This window comes from Burkholderia sp. AU6039, assembly GCF_002223365.1.
Taxonomy (GTDB): domain Bacteria; phylum Pseudomonadota; class Gammaproteobacteria; order Burkholderiales; family Burkholderiaceae; genus Burkholderia.
The window spans coordinates 670,074-688,534 of the sequence record NZ_NKFK01000007.1 but is presented as its reverse complement, the minus strand read 5'-3'; the positions used below and the strand labels follow the sequence as shown (position 1 = coordinate 688,534).

16 protein-coding genes are annotated in these 18,461 nt (G+C 67.3%); 13 read left to right on the top strand and 3 right to left on the bottom strand.

What is annotated here, in order from left to right:
- Window positions 1-260: 260 nt before the first annotated feature.
- Window positions 261-533, bottom strand: coding sequence for a hypothetical protein (locus tag CFB39_RS35075; protein ID WP_021160117.1), 273 nt, complete (start codon window positions 531-533; stop codon window positions 261-263).
- A gap of 662 nt (window positions 534-1,195) precedes the next feature.
- On the opposite strand from CFB39_RS35075, the gene CFB39_RS35070 reads away from it, so the two are divergent.
- The 5 genes from CFB39_RS35070 (at window position 1,196) to CFB39_RS35045 (ending at window position 6,184) form a co-directional block, all read left to right on the top strand.
- Window positions 1,196-1,768 (top strand): Osa protein, encoded by a 573-nt coding sequence (locus CFB39_RS35070; protein WP_089476414.1) that lies wholly within the window; start codon window positions 1,196-1,198, stop codon window positions 1,766-1,768.
- A gap of 265 nt (window positions 1,769-2,033) precedes the next feature.
- Window positions 2,034-3,383 (top strand): reverse transcriptase family protein, encoded by a 1,350-nt coding sequence (locus tag CFB39_RS35065; RefSeq protein ID WP_089476413.1) that lies wholly within the window; start codon window positions 2,034-2,036, stop codon window positions 3,381-3,383.
- Between the two features lie 327 nt (window positions 3,384-3,710).
- On the top strand, window positions 3,711-4,040 hold the full coding sequence (locus tag CFB39_RS35055; protein ID WP_089429956.1) for an H-NS family nucleoid-associated regulatory protein: 330 nt from the start codon (window positions 3,711-3,713) through the stop codon (window positions 4,038-4,040).
- 300 nt (window positions 4,041-4,340) lie between these two features.
- Window positions 4,341-5,588 (top strand): MFS transporter, encoded by a 1,248-nt coding sequence (locus tag CFB39_RS35050; protein WP_089476412.1) that lies wholly within the window; start codon window positions 4,341-4,343, stop codon window positions 5,586-5,588.
- Between the two features lie 44 nt (window positions 5,589-5,632).
- Window positions 5,633-6,184, top strand: a complete 552-nt coding sequence (locus CFB39_RS35045) for an LOG family protein (protein ID WP_179257781.1) — start codon at window positions 5,633-5,635, stop codon at window positions 6,182-6,184.
- 59 nt (window positions 6,185-6,243) lie between these two features.
- Here the strand turns inward: CFB39_RS35045 and CFB39_RS35040 are convergent, their stop codons facing one another.
- Together CFB39_RS35040 and CFB39_RS35035 are read right to left on the bottom strand one after the other, a co-directional pair.
- On the bottom strand, window positions 6,244-7,140 hold the full coding sequence (locus tag CFB39_RS35040) for an NAD(P)-dependent oxidoreductase (protein WP_089476410.1): 897 nt from the start codon (window positions 7,138-7,140) through the stop codon (window positions 6,244-6,246).
- Window positions 7,141-7,311: 171 nt separating this feature from the next.
- Window positions 7,312-8,565 (bottom strand): LysR family transcriptional regulator, encoded by a 1,254-nt coding sequence (locus tag CFB39_RS35035; RefSeq protein WP_089476409.1) that lies wholly within the window; start codon window positions 8,563-8,565, stop codon window positions 7,312-7,314.
- Between the two features lie 455 nt (window positions 8,566-9,020).
- Here CFB39_RS35035 and CFB39_RS35030 point away from each other — a divergent pair, with 455 nt between their 5' ends.
- The 8 genes from CFB39_RS35030 (at window position 9,021) to CFB39_RS34995 (ending at window position 18,275) form a co-directional block, all read left to right on the top strand.
- The gene (locus tag CFB39_RS35030; protein WP_089476408.1) at window positions 9,021-9,575 is read left to right on the top strand and encodes a hypothetical protein; all 555 of its coding nucleotides are present in this window, start codon (window positions 9,021-9,023) and stop codon (window positions 9,573-9,575) included.
- A 79-nt stretch (window positions 9,576-9,654) separates the two neighbouring features.
- Window positions 9,655-10,959 carry a gallate dioxygenase gene (locus tag CFB39_RS35025; RefSeq protein ID WP_089476407.1) on the top strand — a complete coding sequence of 435 codons (1,305 nt, stop codon included), beginning with the start codon at window positions 9,655-9,657 and terminating at the stop codon, window positions 10,957-10,959.
- Between the two features lie 123 nt (window positions 10,960-11,082).
- Window positions 11,083-12,432, top strand: a complete 1,350-nt coding sequence (locus CFB39_RS35020; RefSeq protein WP_089476406.1) for an aromatic acid/H+ symport family MFS transporter — start codon at window positions 11,083-11,085, stop codon at window positions 12,430-12,432.
- 79 nt (window positions 12,433-12,511) lie between these two features.
- Window positions 12,512-13,537 carry an amidohydrolase family protein gene (locus CFB39_RS35015; protein ID WP_089476405.1) on the top strand — a complete coding sequence of 342 codons (1,026 nt, stop codon included), beginning with the start codon at window positions 12,512-12,514 and terminating at the stop codon, window positions 13,535-13,537.
- A 2-nt stretch (window positions 13,538-13,539) separates the two neighbouring features.
- Window positions 13,540-14,223 carry a 4-carboxy-4-hydroxy-2-oxoadipate aldolase/oxaloacetate decarboxylase gene (gene ligK, locus CFB39_RS35010; protein ID WP_089476404.1) on the top strand — a complete coding sequence of 228 codons (684 nt, stop codon included), beginning with the start codon at window positions 13,540-13,542 and terminating at the stop codon, window positions 14,221-14,223.
- A 14-nt stretch (window positions 14,224-14,237) separates the two neighbouring features.
- Entirely contained in the window at window positions 14,238-14,945 is a 708-nt protein-coding gene (locus tag CFB39_RS35005) for a substrate-binding domain-containing protein (RefSeq protein ID WP_089476544.1), read from the top strand.
- 227 nt (window positions 14,946-15,172) lie between these two features.
- Window positions 15,173-16,984 (top strand): tannase/feruloyl esterase family alpha/beta hydrolase, encoded by a 1,812-nt coding sequence (locus CFB39_RS35000; protein ID WP_089476403.1) that lies wholly within the window; start codon window positions 15,173-15,175, stop codon window positions 16,982-16,984.
- Window positions 16,985-17,057: 73 nt separating this feature from the next.
- Window positions 17,058-18,275: a porin gene (locus CFB39_RS34995; protein ID WP_089476402.1), complete on the top strand. Its 1,218-nt coding sequence runs from the start codon at window positions 17,058-17,060 to the stop codon at window positions 18,273-18,275.
- Window positions 18,276-18,461 lie beyond the last annotated feature (186 nt).

Sequence of the window (18,461 nt, the reverse complement as noted above, 5' to 3'; positions counted from 1 at the left end):
CATGCCGGGGATGTCCGGCATCGAGTTGCATGGTGAACTACGGGCCGGCGGGCGCCCGAGGTGGTCGGGATGAAAAATACCCGACAACGTTTGGCTTATAGCGGCAAGCACGGCTGCTCCATGGGGACCGGGACGGCAGGGGGCGGGCCGGGCGTCATGACGCGCAGCGCCGACACCCCAGCCCGCGATGGCGCTGGATTCGGAATGTCAATCCAGCCCCGGGCTCCACGTATTGATGATCGTCGAGCGTTTAAGGTCGATTAGCGAATCGCAAAGCGGGTTGCCGGCGAGCCATTCGCACAATTGTTTCCATAGATAAACAGATTCCTGTTTTCTGAATAGGCCTGGTAAATAATTGAATAAACTTCCTTCGCGCTGAACGAATAGACGCCGTCGTTAATGGTCACCAGCAGGTTGCCGGTGGTGTCGGTTTCGATCTTGTCGATCTTGCCGGCTTTGCAAAGCGCCTGCGCGGACGCGCACGTGGAGGCGAGCATCAGTGCTGAAAACAGCACGGTTGCAATCTTCTTCATGACTTTCCTTTGGTATTGAATGAATTGATGCGATCTGACGACGTCGGTCACGTCCGGGAAGACGTGACTGTCTTTCCGGATTGCTGATTCACAAATGTCTGGAAATCAACGGTGGCCTGATAAGGGGGAAACTCTGCGACCAAGCATGAATGAAGTAATTCATGCTGCGCCTCCGTATCTCGTTGATCTTTGAATCACGGTGTTGCGGCGCACAACACAGACTATTTATTTGATTTTGAGGGCGCCAATCGTATTAATTTATCGTTAATCAAATTCGATAATTTTTTGTTTGAATATGATTTTCTTGAATTCTGCGGGCTGTTGTTTTTGTTTTTTGATTATTTCGATATTTAAATTATCTGCGACGAATATTGATCCGATGGTTGATGGTGTGGCGGGCGAAGCGCATGAGCATTCATGAGGGTTCTAGCATTCGAGCGTGTGGGTCTTCCAGTGTGCGAACGGCGCAGCGCACATCCGTCGATGCTGCAGTCGACGCCTGCCGGGTTGATTCTTGCCGACCCGGAAAGACGCTACACTGCGCCAGTTCCCGAACACACCGGGAGCGCCAGGACACCGGGCCCACGGATTGCATACACGCGACGATGTAATCGCCCGCCCCCTGACGCATTCAAACAAATCCAGAGAGAAAGAGAGGGCCCATGCTGACACGTCTTCGTATCGGACTCGATCGCGCGCGCGACCTGCGCGAAGCGGGACGACCGTCTCCCATCCAGCCGCGGCCGCTGCCGAGCGAGCTGGTCGACCTGAGCGCGCAGCGCGCGACGTGGCGCGTGGTCGTCCCCGGCCAGGCCGACTGCTACATGGCGGCAACGCCCGCCGAAACGGAGCGCTTCGTCGTGCATCTCGACGCTCAAAGGTTCTATGGCCTGTGGCTCGGCACGAGCCCGGCGTTTCCGCAACTGAATTCGCAGGATTGCGTGCCGCGTCGCATCATGCCGCTCGACAGCAAATACGCGTCGGCCGCCGCCGCGTTCCGGGCCGGCCGCCTCGAACCGGTGGCGCTGCCGCCGGTCGGGTACTGGCTCGAGGGAAGCGGGTACGAAGTCGCGATGAGCAACGGCATGACGCGCACCTTCTGGCTGCTCGCCAACCGCGTGCGGTCGTTTCCGGTCAGCGTCGACAACGCGACCTGGGCCACGATGCTGAACAACATGGCCGGCGTCGGCGTCCCGCCGATCGCGTACCGCGAACTGTTTTCCCGGCACGCGTAGGTTGCGCGTCGCGATCCGGCGCGTCGCCGTGGCGCCGGATCGCCACCCGGTTTGACACGCCGCGTTCGCGGCCATTAAAGTCGCATCGCGGGCCGGTGGGTCAAGCACACGCCCGGAACAGGCAGCCGATGTTCCAGGACTACGGGGCTACCCCGTGGATGAGATTGACACCCCGATGCGTCGCAAGGAGCACGGTTGCGCGTTGCGCAACGCGACTCCTCGCAGCACCAGTCACGTTGGCTCATCGTCCCGCCTATCGATTCCCATGTCCGGCTCCCTGTTCGACACCACCCGCACGATTGCGGAAGCGATGCTGGCCGGCGAACCTGAACGCCCCGGCGTCCTGTCCCGGATGGCAGCCGTGCTCGGCGGCGCGCCACCGTGGACTCACGAAGTCGCGGATGCCGCGCTCGCACGCTTCGGTGCGCGCTGGGCCGACATCGACATCGATACGCTTGCGGCTGACCTCGCCGATGCGCCGGCTTTCGTGCGCGCGTGGTACGGCAGCGATCGGCCCGTCGCGATTCGCGCCGTACGGCGCCCGCTGGTCCAGCGGCCATTGCCGGCGCCGCTCGCCGGCTGCGACGTGCCGCAATGGGCGACGCCCGGCGATCTGGCCGGCTGGCTCGGCGTGAGCGCGCCGGCGCTCGACTGGCTGTCCGACCACTGGCGCGTCGACGCGCGCGGCAGCGCCACGCCGTTGCATCACTACACGTACGCGGCGCACGACAAGCGCAGCGGCGGCAGCCGCCTCGTCGAAATCCCGAAAGGCCGGCTGCGCGAAGCGCAGCGCCGCATCCTGCACGGGCTGCTCGATCGCGTCGCGCCGCACGGTGCGGTACACGGCTTTCGCAAGGGGCACGGGATCGTGTCGTTCGCGGCGCCCCATGCGGATCGCGACGTCGTCGTCCGGTTCGATCTCGCGGATTTCTTCGTATCGATACGCGCCGCCCGCGTGCACGCGCTGTTCGTCACGCTCGGGTACCCGGTCGAAGTCGCGCGCATGCTCACCGGGCTGTGCACCAACCGCGTGCCGTCCGCACGGCTGCTCGCACCGGACCTGCGCGACCGGTTCGACTGGATCGGCCGCCAGCGTTATCGAGAGCGGCATCTGCCGCAGGGCGCGCCGACGTCGCCGGCGCTGGCGAACCTGAGCGCGTTCCGGTTCGACATGCGGCTCGCCGCGCTCGCGCGTTCGCTCGGTGCAACCTACACGCGCTATGCCGACGATCTCGCCTTCTCCGGCGGCGGCACGCTGGCGCGCGACGTCGAACGGCTGCAGATCCGGGTCGCCGCGATCGCGCTCGAGGAAGGCTTTGCGCTGCAACTGCGCAAGACGCGCGTGATGCGGCGCGGCACGCGGCAGCAACTGGCCGGCGTGGTCGTCAATCGTCATCCGAACCTGGCGCGCGATGCGTTCGATCTCCTGAAGGCCATCCTGACCAACTGCATCCGCAGCGGCCCGGCGTCGCAGAATCGCGATGCGCACCCGGACTTCCGCGCGCATCTCGCCGGGCGTGTCGCGCATGCGGCCGCGCTGAACGCGGCGCGCGGCGCGAAGCTGCGCGCGCTGTTCGACCGGATCCAGTGGGACGCCCGCGACGTCGGCCAGTAATCCGACGTATCCGCATCGACGCCGGCCGACGACATCTGCAACACGACGCCGAGCACTGCTATCATTCGCGCCATGCCGCGCCAGTGCCATGGTGCGACGCTTACTTGCCGCAGCCGTTCGCCGTGCCTTCGACCATGGCGGGCTGCGCGTTGCCGGCCCGGTCCTGTCTGCCATTGATTGACGCACGACGTCGTTTAGTGCGTATCGCGCAAGCCATGCCGGCTCCGGCAACCGATTCAGACATTTGACAGCCCCCATCGGCGGAACTTCGTGGTAGGTTCCGCCATCGGAGCTTTTTGCGAAAACATGCCCAAAGAGGATGAATACATGACCCAGGCCCTGCAGGAACTCGAAGCACAACTTCGGGACCTGAACATCAAGCTGTCGGATGCGAAGCAGAAGGAGAAGCAGGCCGCGCTCGCGGCATTCAAGGAACAGGTCGAGCTTTTGGGAATTTCGCAGCAGGAAGTGCTGAGCGCGCTCGGTTACATCGTCCAGCGAAAACGCAAGGCGCCTGCCAAGTACTACGATCCGACGACCGGCCGCTCGTGGTCGGGCCGCGGCCCGCGCCCGAAATGGCTCGAAGGCAAGGATCTCGATGCGCTCGCCGTCGACCGCGAGGCCAAGACCTGGTGGCCCGGAGACGATCAGGGCTGAAGCCGGCCCGGCCGCCAGGCCACCCGGCGCCGTCCGGTTCGCGCCAGCGGGCCGGACGGCAACACTCCGCAAGCATGCTGCTTTTCATTCGGTGTCCGGCCTGACCGCGGCATCGCCGGCCTCGCCGACGACACCGGATCGCCGTTTTTCCCCTCCCGTTCATTGTCTGCAGATTTCCGCCACGCCGTCCCGCAAGCGGGCGCCGACGCACGCGTGAACCATCGTCACCGGGGGGGCTGCCGGCCCGTCGCTCACGGGCACAGGCTTTAAAATGTCGCCGGACAATCGTGGCAGGACACCATGGCAGCAAACATAGAATCTTCGACGCTCGGCGGCCCGCCGGCCCCGCGCGTGGAGCAGGTCGGCGCGTACGCGTGGAAAGCGCTGGCCGGATCGGCGATCGGCTATGCGATGGACGGCTTCGACCTGCTGATCCTCGGCTTCATGCTGCCGGCGATCACGGCGGCGCTGCATCTGACGCCCGGGCAGGGCGGCGCGCTGGTCACGTGGACGCTGATCGGCGCCGTCGCGGGCGGCATCCTGTTCGGTGCGTTGAGCGATCGGTACGGGCGGGTGCGTGTGCTGACCTGGACGATCCTGCTGTTCGCGGTCTTCACTGGGCTGTGTGCGTTCGCACAGGGCTTCGAGGATCTGCTCGTGTATCGCACCATCGCGGGCATCGGGCTCGGCGGCGAGTTCGGGATCGGCATGGCGCTCGCGGCGGAAGCGTGGCCGGCCAGCAAGCGCGCCCGCGTGTCGTGCTACGTCGCGCTCGGCTGGCAGGCCGGCGTGCTGCTGGCCGCCTTGCTGACGCCGTTCCTGCTGCAGCACATCGGCTGGCGCGGGATGTTCGTGGTCGGCGTGCTGCCCGCGCTGCTCGCCTGGGCGATGCGCAACCGGCTGCACGAGCCTGAAGCGTTCGTGCAGCGCGCGGCGCAGCCGAAGGCCAACGCATTCCGCCTGCTCGTCGCGGACGGCCGCACCGCGCGCACGAGCGTCGGCATCGTGATCCTGTGTTCGGTCCAGAACTTCGGCTACTACGGGATCATGATCTGGCTGCCGACCTTCCTGTCGAAACAGATGGGCTTCTCGCTGACGAAGTCGGGGCTGTGGACGGCGGCGACGGTCGTCGGGATGATGATCGGCGTCTGGGTGTTCGGGCAGCTGGCCGACCGCATCGGGCGCAAGCCGACGTTCCTGCTGTACCAGCTCGGCGCGGTCGTGACGGTCCTCGCGTATGCGCGGCTGTCGGACCCGACCGCGATGCTGTGGGCCGGCGCGCTGATGGGCATGTTCGTCAACGGGATGGTCGGCGGCTACGGGACGCTGATGTCGGAAGGCTATCCGACGGCCGCACGCGCCACCGCGCAGAACGTGCTGTGGAATATCGGCCGCGCGGTCGGCGGCTTCGGCCCGGTCGCGGTCGGCGCGCTGGCCGCGCACTACTCGTTCCAGACGGCCATCGCGCTGCTCGCCGGCCTCTACGTGCTCGACATGGTCGCGACGCTGTTCCTGATTCCCGAGCTCAAGGGCGTCGAGCTCGAATGAGCGCGGCCATCGCGCGCAACACAACGACTTCACTGAAAATTTCGATGCAACAGAAGAACAAGACGATCGGCGTGATGGGCTCGGGCAAGGAGCCGTGGCTCGCGTTTTCGGAGCCGCTCGGCGCCTGGCTCGCGCAGGCCGGTTTCAACCTGCTGACGGGCGGCGGGCAGGGCGTGATGCTGGCGGTCGCACGTGCGTTCGCCGGCGTGCCGGGGCGGGCCGGCCGGTCGATCGGCATCCTGCCGACGCAGGCCGATCCGCTCGCGGGCTTCGTGCCGCTCGACGGCTATCCGCATCCGTTCGTCGACATCCCGATCCTCACGCCGCTGCCGCGCCGCGAGCCGGACGCCGCCCCGGACACGATCAACCGCAACTACGTGAACGTGCTGAGCAGCGACCTCATCGTCGCGCTGCCGGGCGGGCCCGGCACGGCCGAGGAGATCGCGCTCGCGCGGCGCTGGCGCAAGCCGCTCATCTGCTTCGGGCCGGACGGTGCGTTTCGCGAGCTTGCGGCGGGGGCCACGTGCACGTCGTCGTTCGACGACGTGATCCGCTTCGTGGAACACGCGTTTTCGGCGGAGCCGGCGCTTCGATAGCACATCGAACGGCGTCGACCGCGTTCGTCGCGATGTCGGCGCGGCGGCATGGCCGGTCCCTAGCGTTGCCGGCCGTCAAGCAGGTCGAGCGTCTGCGCCCAGTCGAACGGCAGCAGCGCGTCATGGTCGAACCCGTGCTCGGCCATCCTGTCGACGAAGCGATCCTGCACGCGCGCGCACGCCGCGCTCATCTCCGGCGCGATGCCGCCTTCGCGCAACGTCTCGCAGACTTCGCGCATTTCCGCCGCGCGCCGGCGGCCGTGTTCGGCGACGCGGCTGATCAGGTAGCCGGGCAGGTCGGGCGACGTCGCGAACTGGTCGAACGTCCGCCGCAACGACGCGAGCACGAGCGCGTCGGCGCCGTACGCCCGGGCGGCGCCCAGGCATTCGACGGTCAGCGCCTCGATGCCCTTGATCATCACGCTGCGGCACATCTTGGCCGCCGACGCGACACCGACCCGCGGCGACACGGCTCGGGCATCGAAGCCGAGCGCCGTCAGTTCGTGCGCGACTGCGTCGGCCTGCGGGCCGGCCAGCAGCATCGGCACGGCGAGCCCGTACGGTGGCACGGGCGCCATCACGGCCGCTTCGACGTAGTGGCCGCCGGCGGCTTCGATTCGTTGCTGCCCGTGCTGCTTCATCGCCGGCGACACCGAGTTGATGTCGATGAAGGCCTGGCCCGGCCGGATGCACGCGGCCACGGCGCCGGCGACTTCGGCATCGGACGACGCCGTGACGGCGGAGATGATCCACCGCGCCTCGCGCGCTGCATCGGCGACGGTGGGCGCGGCCCGCACGTTCAGGCGTGCGGCCTTGTCGCGCATCGCCGGTGCGGCGTGCGTGTCGTCGAGCAGCCGGTCGTACATCGTCACGCGCACGTTTCGCGCGGCCAGCGCGCCGCCGAGCAGGCCGCCGGCCTCGCCGAATCCGATGAATGCGATCGTCGAATCGTTCATGCGTGTCGCTCCTTCACGATAGGGGGCGGCGTCCGTCACGACGGACGGTATCCGATGCGTTCATGACGACACCGTGAATCGATGCCGCTTCGACCGGCCGCTGCGGGATATTGTCGGTTCATGGCCGACGCGCAGGCCATGCGAACCCGCCGCGAACGCCATGCGGTTTCCTTATCGCCCGACGCCGGTATGCGGGGCACGCGCCACCTCGGTCGCCACGATGCGGATCGCGTCGATCAATGCGCGCGCGGCCGGCGACGGCGGGCTGCCGGTGCGCGTCATCAGCCCGATATCGCGCGTCGTCTCGCGCATCGGCGGGACGTCGAGCACGGCCAGCAAACCCGAATCGCACTCGTAACGCAGCTGCTGCGCGGACAGCACCGCGAGCATGTCGGTGTGCAGCAGCAGGCCGCGGATCACCGCGAGGTCGGCCGTCTCGACCGTCGGCATCGGCGGCCTGAGCTTCATCCGGCGGAACTGCGCCTCGAACAGGCCACGTGCCGGCGAATGAAGGCGCGGCAGGATCCATTGCGCGCTGGCGAGGCGCTTGATGCCGAGGTTGCGCACGCCGGCGAGCGGGTGATCGCGCCGCGCCAGCACGACGAGGCTCTCCGACATCAACCGTTCGTTGCCGAGATCGCTCGTTGGGTCGCTCGCGCGCAGCGCGCCGAGAATGAAGTCGATATCGCCCGCGCGCACGCCCGCGACGAGCGCCTCGTATGCGCTTTCGTCGGTGATCACGCGCACCTTCGGGAAGCGCGTGACGACGCGTGCGACAGCCTCGGGCAGCATCAGCGTGCGGCCGAGCGGCAGCGCGCCGACGGTCACGACGCCCTGGATGCTGCCGTGCAGCGCCGCGACGTCGTCGGCGACGTGCCGCAGTTCGTTCAGCGCGCGGCGCACGTGCAGCAGGAACGTTTCGCCGTCGGTCGTCAGCAGCAGGCCGCGCGGATGGCGATGGAACAGCGAGAATCCCGCGCCGCTTTCGAGAATCCGGATCGCGCTGCTGACGGCCGGCTGCGTGACGCCGAGCGTGCGCGCGGCGCTCGGCATGTGCCGATGCCGCGCAAGCGTCGAGAACAGTTGCAGCCGCCGCGTATTGAGCAGGTAGGCGGGCAGTCCGCCTTCGGCCGATGCACGCCGGCGCGACTGACGTAGCGCACACCAGTTGGCCAGCTCGCCGAGTTCGGCGAACACGCGCTCGCCGCGCTTCAATACCGCGCGCCCGACCGGCGTCGCAAGCATGCCCGACGGTTTGCGGTCGAACAGCGGCTCGCCGAGTGCCGCTTCGATTTCCTGCACGGCGCGCGTGACGGCCGATTGCGCGCGAAACAGCGTCGCGGCCGCGCGGCTCACGCTGCCGGTGTCTGCGACACGCTGCACCGCATACAGGCAGGCGAGGTTCGGGAGTTCGGTGTCGTCCATGGTGCGGTCGGGTGCGGACGGGCCGCGTGGCATGCCGGCCAGTGCGCAATGCACCGGCGGCCAATGTCGAACGACTTTACCGGAACGGCGGCGCAGCAGCTTGCAACGTGCTTATCGGCCTATCTGTTTTGTTTATCGGGTTCGGCGCCCGCGAATCGATGGCGGTGCCGGCGGCCCGGTGTGCAGCCGGGCGTGGGCGCCATATCCGGCGGGCGTTCCGGCCATCCGTCGGATGAATGGCGTCGCGCCGAACGATCGGGACGTCATGCCGTTTCGACGAAATTTAAGGGTTTCCCCCGACTACGTGGGGCGATCGCCGGTTGCGTACTTTCGATCCCGGCAGCTGCATCGGCGCGGTTGCCGGCGTAGCGGACCGCCATCTGATTCATTGTTTGTCCGATTTCCCCCAGGGCGTTCCGCAAGCGATGCGCCCATCTGACGAGCGAGGCAGCGCAATGGGACGACAGCAGACGTTGGGAGCCGGCAAGCCGGCGGGCGGCATGCAGGCCGATGCATCACCGGGCCGGGCCGCGTGGGCCGATACGGTGCGCGCGGGCATACGCGGTGGCGTGGCAGGTGCGGTGCTGATCTGGGTCTACGAGGCGCTGGTCTGGGTCGGTGCGCAGCACCTGATGCCGCTCACCGGCATCCCGCGCAACGCGACGGGGCTCGTGTTCGGCAAGGGCGTGCAGGACGCGCTCGGCGTCGGGTCGTACTTCATCGGCACCGCGATTCATTTCGCGTTTGCGATGGCCTGGGGCATCGTGTTCGCGGCAATCTGGCCGTGGTTCCGCCGGCGCGGCTTCGAAGCGACGTTCGTCGCGCTGTTCTTCGCGATCGTCGCGTGGATCGTGATGCACGCGATGATCATGATCGCGTCGAGCAGCCATCCGAACTACTTCGATCCGAACGTGATCATCGGCGGGTTCATGTCGCACTTCGTCTTCACCGTCCCGCTCGCGCTGGTCGTCAAGCGCAGCCTCGCAGCGCCACCGCGCGGCTACGCGTAAGCCACGCGCACACCATTCACCCTGTCGCGGTCGGCCAGGCGGGCCGCGCCGCAATCGAGCAACACGAAGGAGCATTGGCATGGCACGGATCATCGGGGGCATCGCGGCCTCCCACACGCCCACGATCGGGTTCGCGTTCGACAAGAACAAGCGCGACGACCCCGCGTGGGCACCGATCTTCGAGAACTTCGCGCCGCTGGCGGCGTGGCTCGCCGACCGGCGCCCCGACGTGCTGCTGTTCATCTACAACGACCACGTCACGTCGTTCTTCTTCGACCACTACTCGGCGTTCGCGCTTGGCGTCGGGCCGCAGTGGCATCCGGCCGACGAAGGCGGCGGCGCGCGCGACCTGCCGCCGATCGCCGGGCATCCGGCGTTTGCCGCGCACATCGGCCAGTCGCTGATGGCCGACGAGTTCGACATGTCGTTCTTCCAGAACAAGCCGCTCGATCACGGCTGCTTCTCGCCGCTGTCGGTGCTGTGCCCCCATCAGCCCGACTGGCCGGTGCGGCTGGTGCCGCTGCAGATGGGCGTGCTGCAGTTGCCGGTGCCGTCCGCGCGCCGTTTCTACCGGCTCGGCCAGGCGTTGCGCCGTGCGATCGAAAGCTATCCGGAGGACCTGCGCGTCGCGATCGTCGCGACGGGCGGGCTGTCGCACCAGGTGCACGGCGAACGCGCGGGCTTCAACCATCACGAATGGGACCAACGCTTTCTCGACCTGCTCGAACGCGACCCCGAACGTCTCGCCGGCATGCCGCTCGCCGAATACGCGACGCTCGGCGGCTACGAAGGTGCCGAGGTCGTGATGTGGCTCACGATGCGCGGCGCTTTGCCGGCCGGCGTCGTGTGCCGGCACCGCAGCTACTACCTGCCGTCGATGACGGGCATCGCGACGGCCGTCTACGAGCCGGCGGACACCGACATCGACACGGCAGCCGCTGAACGGCACCGGCAGCGGATCGCGGCCGAGCTCGCCGGCGTCGAGCAACTGCCGGGCACCTATCCGTTCACGATCGCGAAGGCCGTCGACGCGTACCGGATCAACGATTATCTGCACCGGATGATCGAGCCCGCACATCGCACGCAGTTCCTGAGCGACCCCGAAGCGAGCTTCGACGCGGCCGGCCTCAGTGCGCAGGAGCGTGACCTGATCCGCCGGCGCGACTGGCCGGGCCTGCTGCGCTACGGCGTGATCTTCTTCCTGCTGGAGAAGCTCGGCGCGGTAACGGGCGTATCGAACCTGCACATCTACGCGGCGATGCGCGGCGAATCGCTGGAGGCGTTCCAGCGCACCCGAAACGCGCCCGGCGCGCTGTATTCGGTCGCGGGCAAGAGCGCGGGGCCGCTCGGCTGGGACGGCGCGGAGCAGCCGGGCAACACGTGACGGGTGGCGAAGGCGCGACACGACGCGCGCCTTCGTTCGACGCTTGCGGCGATGTACCCGACCATACAAATAGGATGACGAATCGATATGAGCGATCGTCGCCACGGAGACAGGAGAGACATGATGGGAAGCGGGAAGACAATCGACATCAAGTCGTTCATCGACGACCGGCCGGTGACGCGCTATCAGTGGTTGCTGGTCGTGCTGTGCTGCCTCGTCGTGATCGCCGACGGGATGGACGTCGCGATCATGGGTTTCGTCGCGCCGTCGATCATCCATGACTGGGCGATCTCGCGGCCCGAGTTCGGGCTCGTGATGAGCGCGGCGCCGATCGGTCTGGTGATCGGTGCGCTGGTGGCCGGCCCGAGCGCGGACCGGTTCGGGCGCAAGCGCGTGCTGATTGCGTCGGTGTTCCTGTTCGGCGTGTTCACGATCGTGACGGCCCAGGCGCACGCGCCGTTCGAGATGGCGATGCTGCGGCTGCTGACAGGCATCGGCCTCGGCGCGGCGATGCCGAACACGACGACACTGCTGTCGGAGTACGCGCCGAAGCGGATGCGCGCGCTGATGATCACCGTGATGTTCACGGGCTTCAATCTCGGCTCGGCGCTGATCGGGTTCGTCGCGGGCTGGCTGATTCCGCTGCACGGCTGGCGCGCGGTGCTGCTGTTCGGCGGCACGCTGCCGCTGCTGCTGATTCCGCTGCAGCTGTGGCTGCTGCCCGAATCGGCCCGGCTGCTGGCCGTGCGCGGCGCGCCGTCGCAGCGCATTGCCGCGTTGCTGAACCGCGTATGCGGCGGGCAGTTCGCCGGCAGCGAGACGTTCGTGTCGAACGAGCCGCCGCTGCCGACGCGCAGGCCGATCGGCGTGCTGTTCTCGCAGGGCTACGGGTTCGTCACCGTGTCGCTGTGGATCACGTATTTCATGGGCCTGCTCGTGATCTACCTGCTGACGGGCTGGCTGCCGACGCTGATCAAGGACGCGGGGCTGTCCGTCAGCGCGGCTGCGAACGTGACCGCGATGTTCCAGATCGGCGGCACGATCGGCGCGATCGGCGTCGGCTGGCTGATGGACAAGGTGCGGCCGGCGCCGGTGATCGGCGCCGCGTATCTGGGCGGCGGCCTGTGCGTGGCCGTGCTTGCGTGGGCCGGGGCGCTGTCGTCGTCGCTCGCGCTGCTGGTGTTCGCGGCCGGCTTCTGCATGAGCGGTGCGCAGACCGGGCTGAACGCGTATGCGCCGGGACGCTACCCGACGGTTGCGCGCGCAACCGGCGTGAGCTGGATGCTCGGGATGGGGCGCTTCGGCAGCATCTTCGGCTCCGCGATCGGCGGCGCGCTGTTGGGGCTCGGCTGGAAGTTCGACGCGATCCTGTCGATGCTCGCTGTGCCCGCCACGCTGGCCGCGATCGCGATCATGACGTCGCAGCGGGCCCCCGCGCCCGAACCGCAGGAACTGGAAAACCCGGCGCACTGAGCGCGCCGCGCCGCGCCGAACCGGCGCGGCAGGCGCAGGCGACAGCCGGCGGAACTCGTATTCACACGCAGGAGTTGCAATGATCATCGACATTCACGGCCACTACACTACCGCGCCGAAGGCGCTGGAGGCGTGGCGCAATCGCCAGGTCGCGGCGATCAACAGCCCGTCGGAGCGGCCGAAAGTCTCCGAGCTGCACATCGGCGACGACGAGCTGCGCGAATCGATCGAGCTCAACCAGCTCAGGCTGATGCGCGAACGCGGCCTCGACCTGACGATCTTCAGCCCGCGCGCGAGCTTCATGGCCCATCACATCGGCGATTTCAGCGTGTCGAGCACGTGGGCGGCCGTGTGCAACGAGCTGTGCCACCGCGTGCACCAGCTGTTTCCCGATCACTTCGTGCCGGCCGCGATGCTGCCGCAGAGCCCGGGCGTCGATGTCGCGACCTGCATTCCGGAGCTGGTCCGGTGCGTCGACGAATACGGCAATGTCGCGCTCAACCTGAATCCCGATCCGTCCGGTGGCCACTGGACCAGCCCGCCGCTGTCGGACCGCTACTGGTACCCGGTCTACGAGAAGATGGTCGAGTACGACATCCCCGCGATGATTCATGTGAGCACGAGCTGCAACGCGTGCTTCCACACGACGGGCGCGCACTACCTGAACGCCGATACGACGGCCTTCATGCAGTGCCTGACTTCCGACCTGTTCCGCGATTTCCCGACGCTGCGCTTCGTGATTCCGCACGGCGGCGGCGCGGTGCCGTACCACTGGGGACGTTTCCGCGGGCTCGCGCAGGCGCTGAAGAAACCGCTGCTGAAGGATCACCTGCTGAACAACGTGTTCTTCGACACGTGCGTGTATCACCAGCCCGGTATCGACCTGCTGACCGGCGTGATTCCGGTCGACAACATCCTGTTCGCGAGCGAGATGATCGGCGCGGTGCGCGGGATCGATCCCGACACCGGCCATGACTACGACGACACGAAGCGCTACATCGATGCATCGTCGCTCGATGCGCACGCGCGGCACCAGATCTTTGAAGGCAATGCCCGGCGCGTCTATCCGCGCCTGGATGCACAACTGAAAGCGAAGGGACAGTGATCATGAACGAACTCGGCGTGGTTTACCGCACGATCCACCGCGCGGACGTGGACGTCGCCGCGCGGCTCGGGGCGCTCGGCTCGGCGACGGTACACGAGGCGATGGGCCGCACGGGCCTGATGAAGCCGTACATGCGGCCGATCTACCCGCGCGCGCTGGCATCCGGTACGGCTGTCACCGTGCTGCTGCACCCGGGCGACAACTGGATGATGCACGTCGCGGCCGAGCAGATCCGGCCGGGCGACGTGGTCGTCGCGGCGATCACGGCCGACTGCACCGACGGCTATTTCGGCGACCTGCTCGCGACGAGCTTCAAGGCGCGCGGCGCGCAGGCGTTGATCATCGACGCGGGCGTGCGCGACGTCGCCGTGCTCGACGCGATGCAGTTCCCGGTGTGGAGCAAGGCGATCTCCGCGAAAGGCACGATCAAGGCGACGCTCGGCTCGGTGAACGTGCCGGTCGTGTGCGCGGGGGCGCTCGTCCATCCCGGCGACGTGATCGTCGCGGACGACGACGGTGTGGTCGTGGTGCCGGCCGCGCGTGCCGCCGACGTGCTCGACAAGGCGGTCGCACGCGAGACGAACGAAGCGGCGAAACGCGCGAAGCTCGCGTCGGGCGTGCTGGGCCTCGACATGTACGACATGCGCGAGCCGCTGCGCCAGGCCGGCCTGCGCTATATCGACTGATGCGGGCGGTGGAGATGATGCGGACCGCAGGCGCGGCGACGGCCATCACGGGCATTTCGTCGATGGCGACGCGGGCGGTGCTGGCGCGACTGGCGGCCGCGCATGCGGACGAAACAGGGTGTCGCGTGTCGATCACGTCCGTCGGCGGTGTCGACGCCGCACGGCGCGTGCGGGCCGGCGAGCCGTTCGATTTCGTCGTGCTCGCAGCCGATGCGATCGAGCGGCTCGCGGCCGATGGTCATGTCGACGCGAGCAGCCGGGTGGATGTCGCGCGTTCGGGCATCGCGGTCGCGGTGCCGGCAGGCGCGGCGCGGCCAGAGATCGGCACCGAAGCGGATGTGCGCGACACGATCCTGCGCGCGGGCCGGATCGGCTATTCGACGGGGCCGAGCGGCGCGCATCTGAATCGCCTGTTCGAGCGCTGGGGAATCGCGGAGGCGATCGCGCCGCGCATCGTCCAGGCGCCGCCCGGCATGCCGGTCGGGGAATTGATCGCGGCAGGCGACGTCGATCTCGGTTTCCAGCAGTTGAGCGAGCTGATGCACGTGCCGGGCATCGACGTCGTCGGCGTGCTGCCGGAAGCCGTTCAGTTCGTCACGGTATTTTCCGCGGCGGTGTGTCGCACGGCCCACGATCGTGCAGCGGCTGTGCGGTTTCTTGCTTGCGTGGCGTCGCCGCACGCCGACCGCGTCAAGCGCGAACACGGGATGGAGCCGGCGTAGGGCTGAACGGGCGCGGCCGCGGAGGTGGCGCGCTGGAGTCGATAAACGGATCAGATGGGAATCGGTCTTCTTCGCAACGCATGTACGCGGTGAGCTTAGTTATGCTGATGAAGAGGGTGGTCGCATGAAGATTCGATTCACCTGAGGTATCGCAGACGTTTCGTGAAGTCGCCGCATCGCCGCGTGACGACGATGCGGCAAGCCAACCAGAACGACAGGAGACAGGAATGCAGACGAACTGCAGGGCAGGGTGGAGCGTGCGCGCGTGGCGTCGCGCGGCAGGCATGCGGCGCGATGCGCTGATCCGGATGCTGGCGATCGGCGTGATGGGGTTGTGCGCGATGTTGGCCGGCTGGTCGAATGCGGCCAGTGCCGCGAGCGCGGCCGGTGGCCTCGCCAGTCTTCCGGCAGTGATGCCGGCGATGTCGTGCCCGGCCGTCGCGGCGCTCGACCTGAGCGGCGTGACCGACGGCACCGTCACGATCACGTCGGCGGTGCTGCTGCCCGCCGGCACGGTCGTCGGGAACAACACGCTGCCGGCTCCCGTGTGCGACGTGAAAGGCACGATCGGCCCGGGCGCGTCGCTGTTCGAACTGCAACTGCCGACGCAGGGCTGGACGCAGCGCTATCTGCAGACGGGCTGCGGCGGACTGTGCGGCAACCTGTCGGTCAACGCGCCGATGGCGTCGACCTGCGTGCCGGTGACCAACGGGACGATCGCGATGGCCGCGACCGACATGGGCCACGAAGGCGGCAACGATGGCTCATGGGCGCTCGACCCGAAAGCGAAGCTCGACTTCGCGTATCGCGCCGAGCATGCCACCGCACAGGTGGCCAAGGCGATCATCGGCAAGTTCTACGCACGGCCCGCGCGCTTTGCGTACTTCGACGGCTGCTCGGACGGCGGGCGCGAAGCGCTGATGGAAGCGCAGCGCTTTCCCGACGACTTCGACGGCATCGCGGCCGGCGCGCCCGCGAACGACCTGATCGTGCAGAACACGTTCCATCACGCGTGGCCGGCCGCGGTCAACACGGACCCGAAGACGGGCAACGCGATCCTGCTCGCCGGCAAGCTGCCGATGCTGCATGCCGCGGTGCTGAAGGCGTGCGACGGGCTCGATGGCGTGGTCGACGGCGTGATCGACAACCCGCGCGCGTGCCGGTTCGATCCCGCGACGCTGGTGTGCGCGGCCGGACAATCGACCGCGACGTGCCTGACGCCTCAGGAAGCCTACGTCGTGGGGCGCATCCACGACGGCGCGACCACGGCCAACGGCACGCGTCTCGAACCGCTGGTGTCGCGCGAATGGGGCTCGGAGCTGAACTGGAGCCTGTTCGTGCCGGCCACCGCCACCGCGCCGAGCGGCACGATCAACTTCGTGCTGCCGTTCCTGCGCTATCTCGACTACGACAACGCGTCGTATCCGTCCGCGACGATCGGCGACCTGAAGTTCACGCTCGACGCGTTCGCGAAGACGGTGCCGATGTCGAACTACCTGGCCGCGACCGACCCGGATCTGGGCCGCTTCGCCGGCCGCGGCGGCAAACTGCTGCTGTGGCACGGCCTCGAGGATCAGCACATCTCGCCGCGCTCGAGCATCGCGTATTACGAAGCGATGAAGAAGACCATGGGCGACACGCAGGTCGACCGTTTCGCCCGCTTCTACCTGTTCCCGGGCGTCGCGCACTGCGGCGGCGGGCAGGGGCCTGACGTGTTCGATGTCCTCACGCCGCTGATGACGTGGACCGAGACGGGCGCGACGCCAGGCCGGATCGTCGCGTCGATCGTCGATGCGAACGGCAATACGACCCGCACGCGCCCGGTGTTTCCGTACCCGGCCACCGCGCGCTACACGGGCAGCGGCAGCACGGACGACGCGGCGAACTTCGTCGCCGATACGCCGAAGGCCGACCCGAGCGTCGACCTGCACTGGGCCGGTGAATGGCTGTACTCGTCGGGCTACGAGGCGCAGTGCCGGGTCAGCGGCGCGCAGCTCGTCTGTACGGGCGGCAACGGCTGGCGGGCCTATCGTCCGTAACGTCCCCGAGCGGGCGGCACGCAGCCATCAAGACAACGCATCCACTCGAGAAAACAAGCAAGGAGACAGATACATGAAGCAACAGGCATTGCGGATGGCGCTGACGTCCGGCGTCGCGCTGGCCGTCGTCGCGCCGGCGTTCGCGCAGAACAGCGTTACGCTGTACGGGATCGTCGACAACGGCATCGGCTACCAGAGCAACGCGACGACGGTCGGCTCGACGAGCGGCGGGAAGTCGGTCGTCAGGATGAACCAGGGCGTGTGGGCCGGCAGCCGCTTCGGGCTGAAGGGCAGCGAGGATCTCGGCGGCGGCACGAAGGCGATCTTCACGCTCGAATCGGGCTTCAATTCGGCGACTGGCGGTGCGCAGTACACCGATGCGATCTTCGGGCGCCAGGCGTGGGTCGGGCTGACCGACGCGACGTACGGCACGCTGACCGCCGGCCGGCAATATGCGTCGTACTACCAGACGATGTCGCCGTTCAGCCCGACCACGTGGATCACCGGCTACTACGGCGCGCATCCGGGCGATGTCGATGGGCTCGATACGATCTACCGTGCGAACAACACGATCGAGTACACGTCGCAGAAATGGTATGGCGTGACGCTGAGCGGGTCCTACTCGCTCGGCGGCGTGGCCGGCAGCACGAACGCGGGCTCGACATGGGCCGCCGGCATCCAGTACGCGGCCGGCCCGTTCGGTGCCGGCGTCGCGTTCGAGCGCGTGAACAACTCGAATACGGCCGGCGGCACGTGGGGGGCGAACTCGACGACATCGAACGGCGGCTCGCAGATCGGCGTGTCGGCGGTCACGAACGGCTACCAGACCGCGAAGGCGCAGCAGCGATTCGCGGTGGGCCTCAGCTACCGGTTCAGCGATGCATGGGATGCGACGGCGACCTACACCAACACTGAATACATTCCGGGCGCGGCGTCGAAGTTCTTCAATACTGCCGTGTTCAACACGGCCGGCGCGGTGCTGCACTGGAAGCCGTCGACGATCTGGGATTTCGGTGCGGGCTATGCGTACACGCGTGCGACGGAATCGAACGGCATCACCGACAGCGCGCAATATCACCAGTTCAACCTGTCGCAGTACTACTCGCTGTCGAAGCGCACGGGCTTGTACCTGCTCGAAGCGTACCAGCACGCGAAGGGCAAGACGCTCGGTACGAGCGGCGCGGGCAGCATCGTCGACGCGACCGCGACGTTGGGCGACGGGTTCAATACGGTGCCGTCGTCAACCGGAAACCAGTTCGCATTCGGTGCGGGGATCATTCACCGGTTCTGAGGTCGTTTCGAGGTGGCGCTGCCGAATATTGAAGAGGCGCCGAGAACGGGCTGGCTGGCCCGTTTCCCATGGCCGCGCGCCAGCCGGAAATAATTTGCGCGGCGGTGAATGCGAATAAAGCATCTGGTTATTTCAGATATTAAAAAATTCCATATATTGTTATTTTCGACTTATCGAGTCTAGAAT

Bases quoted from the DNA above. Each gene is read 5' to 3' on its own strand.
- CFB39_RS35020 (WP_089476406.1), top strand. From the start codon at position 11,083: ATGGGAAGCGGGAAGACAATCGACATCAAGTCGTTCATCGACGACCGG.
- CFB39_RS35035 (WP_089476409.1), bottom strand. From the start codon at position 8,565: ATGGACGACACCGAACTCCCGAACCTCGCCTGCCTGTATGCGGTGCAG.
- CFB39_RS34995 (WP_089476402.1), top strand. From the start codon at position 17,058: ATGAAGCAACAGGCATTGCGGATGGCGCTGACGTCCGGCGTCGCGCTG.
- CFB39_RS35005 (WP_089476544.1), top strand. From the start codon at position 14,238: ATGATGCGGACCGCAGGCGCGGCGACGGCCATCACGGGCATTTCGTCG.
- CFB39_RS35015 (WP_089476405.1), top strand. From the start codon at position 12,512: ATGATCATCGACATTCACGGCCACTACACTACCGCGCCGAAGGCGCTG.
- CFB39_RS35075 (WP_021160117.1), bottom strand. From the start codon at position 533: ATGAAGAAGATTGCAACCGTGCTGTTTTCAGCACTGATGCTCGCCTCC.
- CFB39_RS35055 (WP_089429956.1), top strand. From the start codon at position 3,711: ATGACCCAGGCCCTGCAGGAACTCGAAGCACAACTTCGGGACCTGAAC.
- CFB39_RS35065 (WP_089476413.1), top strand. From the start codon at position 2,034: ATGTCCGGCTCCCTGTTCGACACCACCCGCACGATTGCGGAAGCGATG.
- CFB39_RS35030 (WP_089476408.1), top strand. From the start codon at position 9,021: ATGGGACGACAGCAGACGTTGGGAGCCGGCAAGCCGGCGGGCGGCATG.
- ligK (WP_089476404.1), top strand. From the start codon at position 13,540: ATGAACGAACTCGGCGTGGTTTACCGCACGATCCACCGCGCGGACGTG.
- CFB39_RS35070 (WP_089476414.1), top strand. From the start codon at position 1,196: ATGCTGACACGTCTTCGTATCGGACTCGATCGCGCGCGCGACCTGCGC.
- CFB39_RS35025 (WP_089476407.1), top strand. From the start codon at position 9,655: ATGGCACGGATCATCGGGGGCATCGCGGCCTCCCACACGCCCACGATC.
- CFB39_RS35000 (WP_089476403.1), top strand. From the start codon at position 15,173: ATGCAGACGAACTGCAGGGCAGGGTGGAGCGTGCGCGCGTGGCGTCGC.
- CFB39_RS35045 (WP_179257781.1), top strand. From the start codon at position 5,633: ATGCAACAGAAGAACAAGACGATCGGCGTGATGGGCTCGGGCAAGGAG.
- CFB39_RS35040 (WP_089476410.1), bottom strand. From the start codon at position 7,140: ATGAACGATTCGACGATCGCATTCATCGGATTCGGCGAGGCCGGCGGC.
- CFB39_RS35050 (WP_089476412.1), top strand. From the start codon at position 4,341: ATGGCAGCAAACATAGAATCTTCGACGCTCGGCGGCCCGCCGGCCCCG.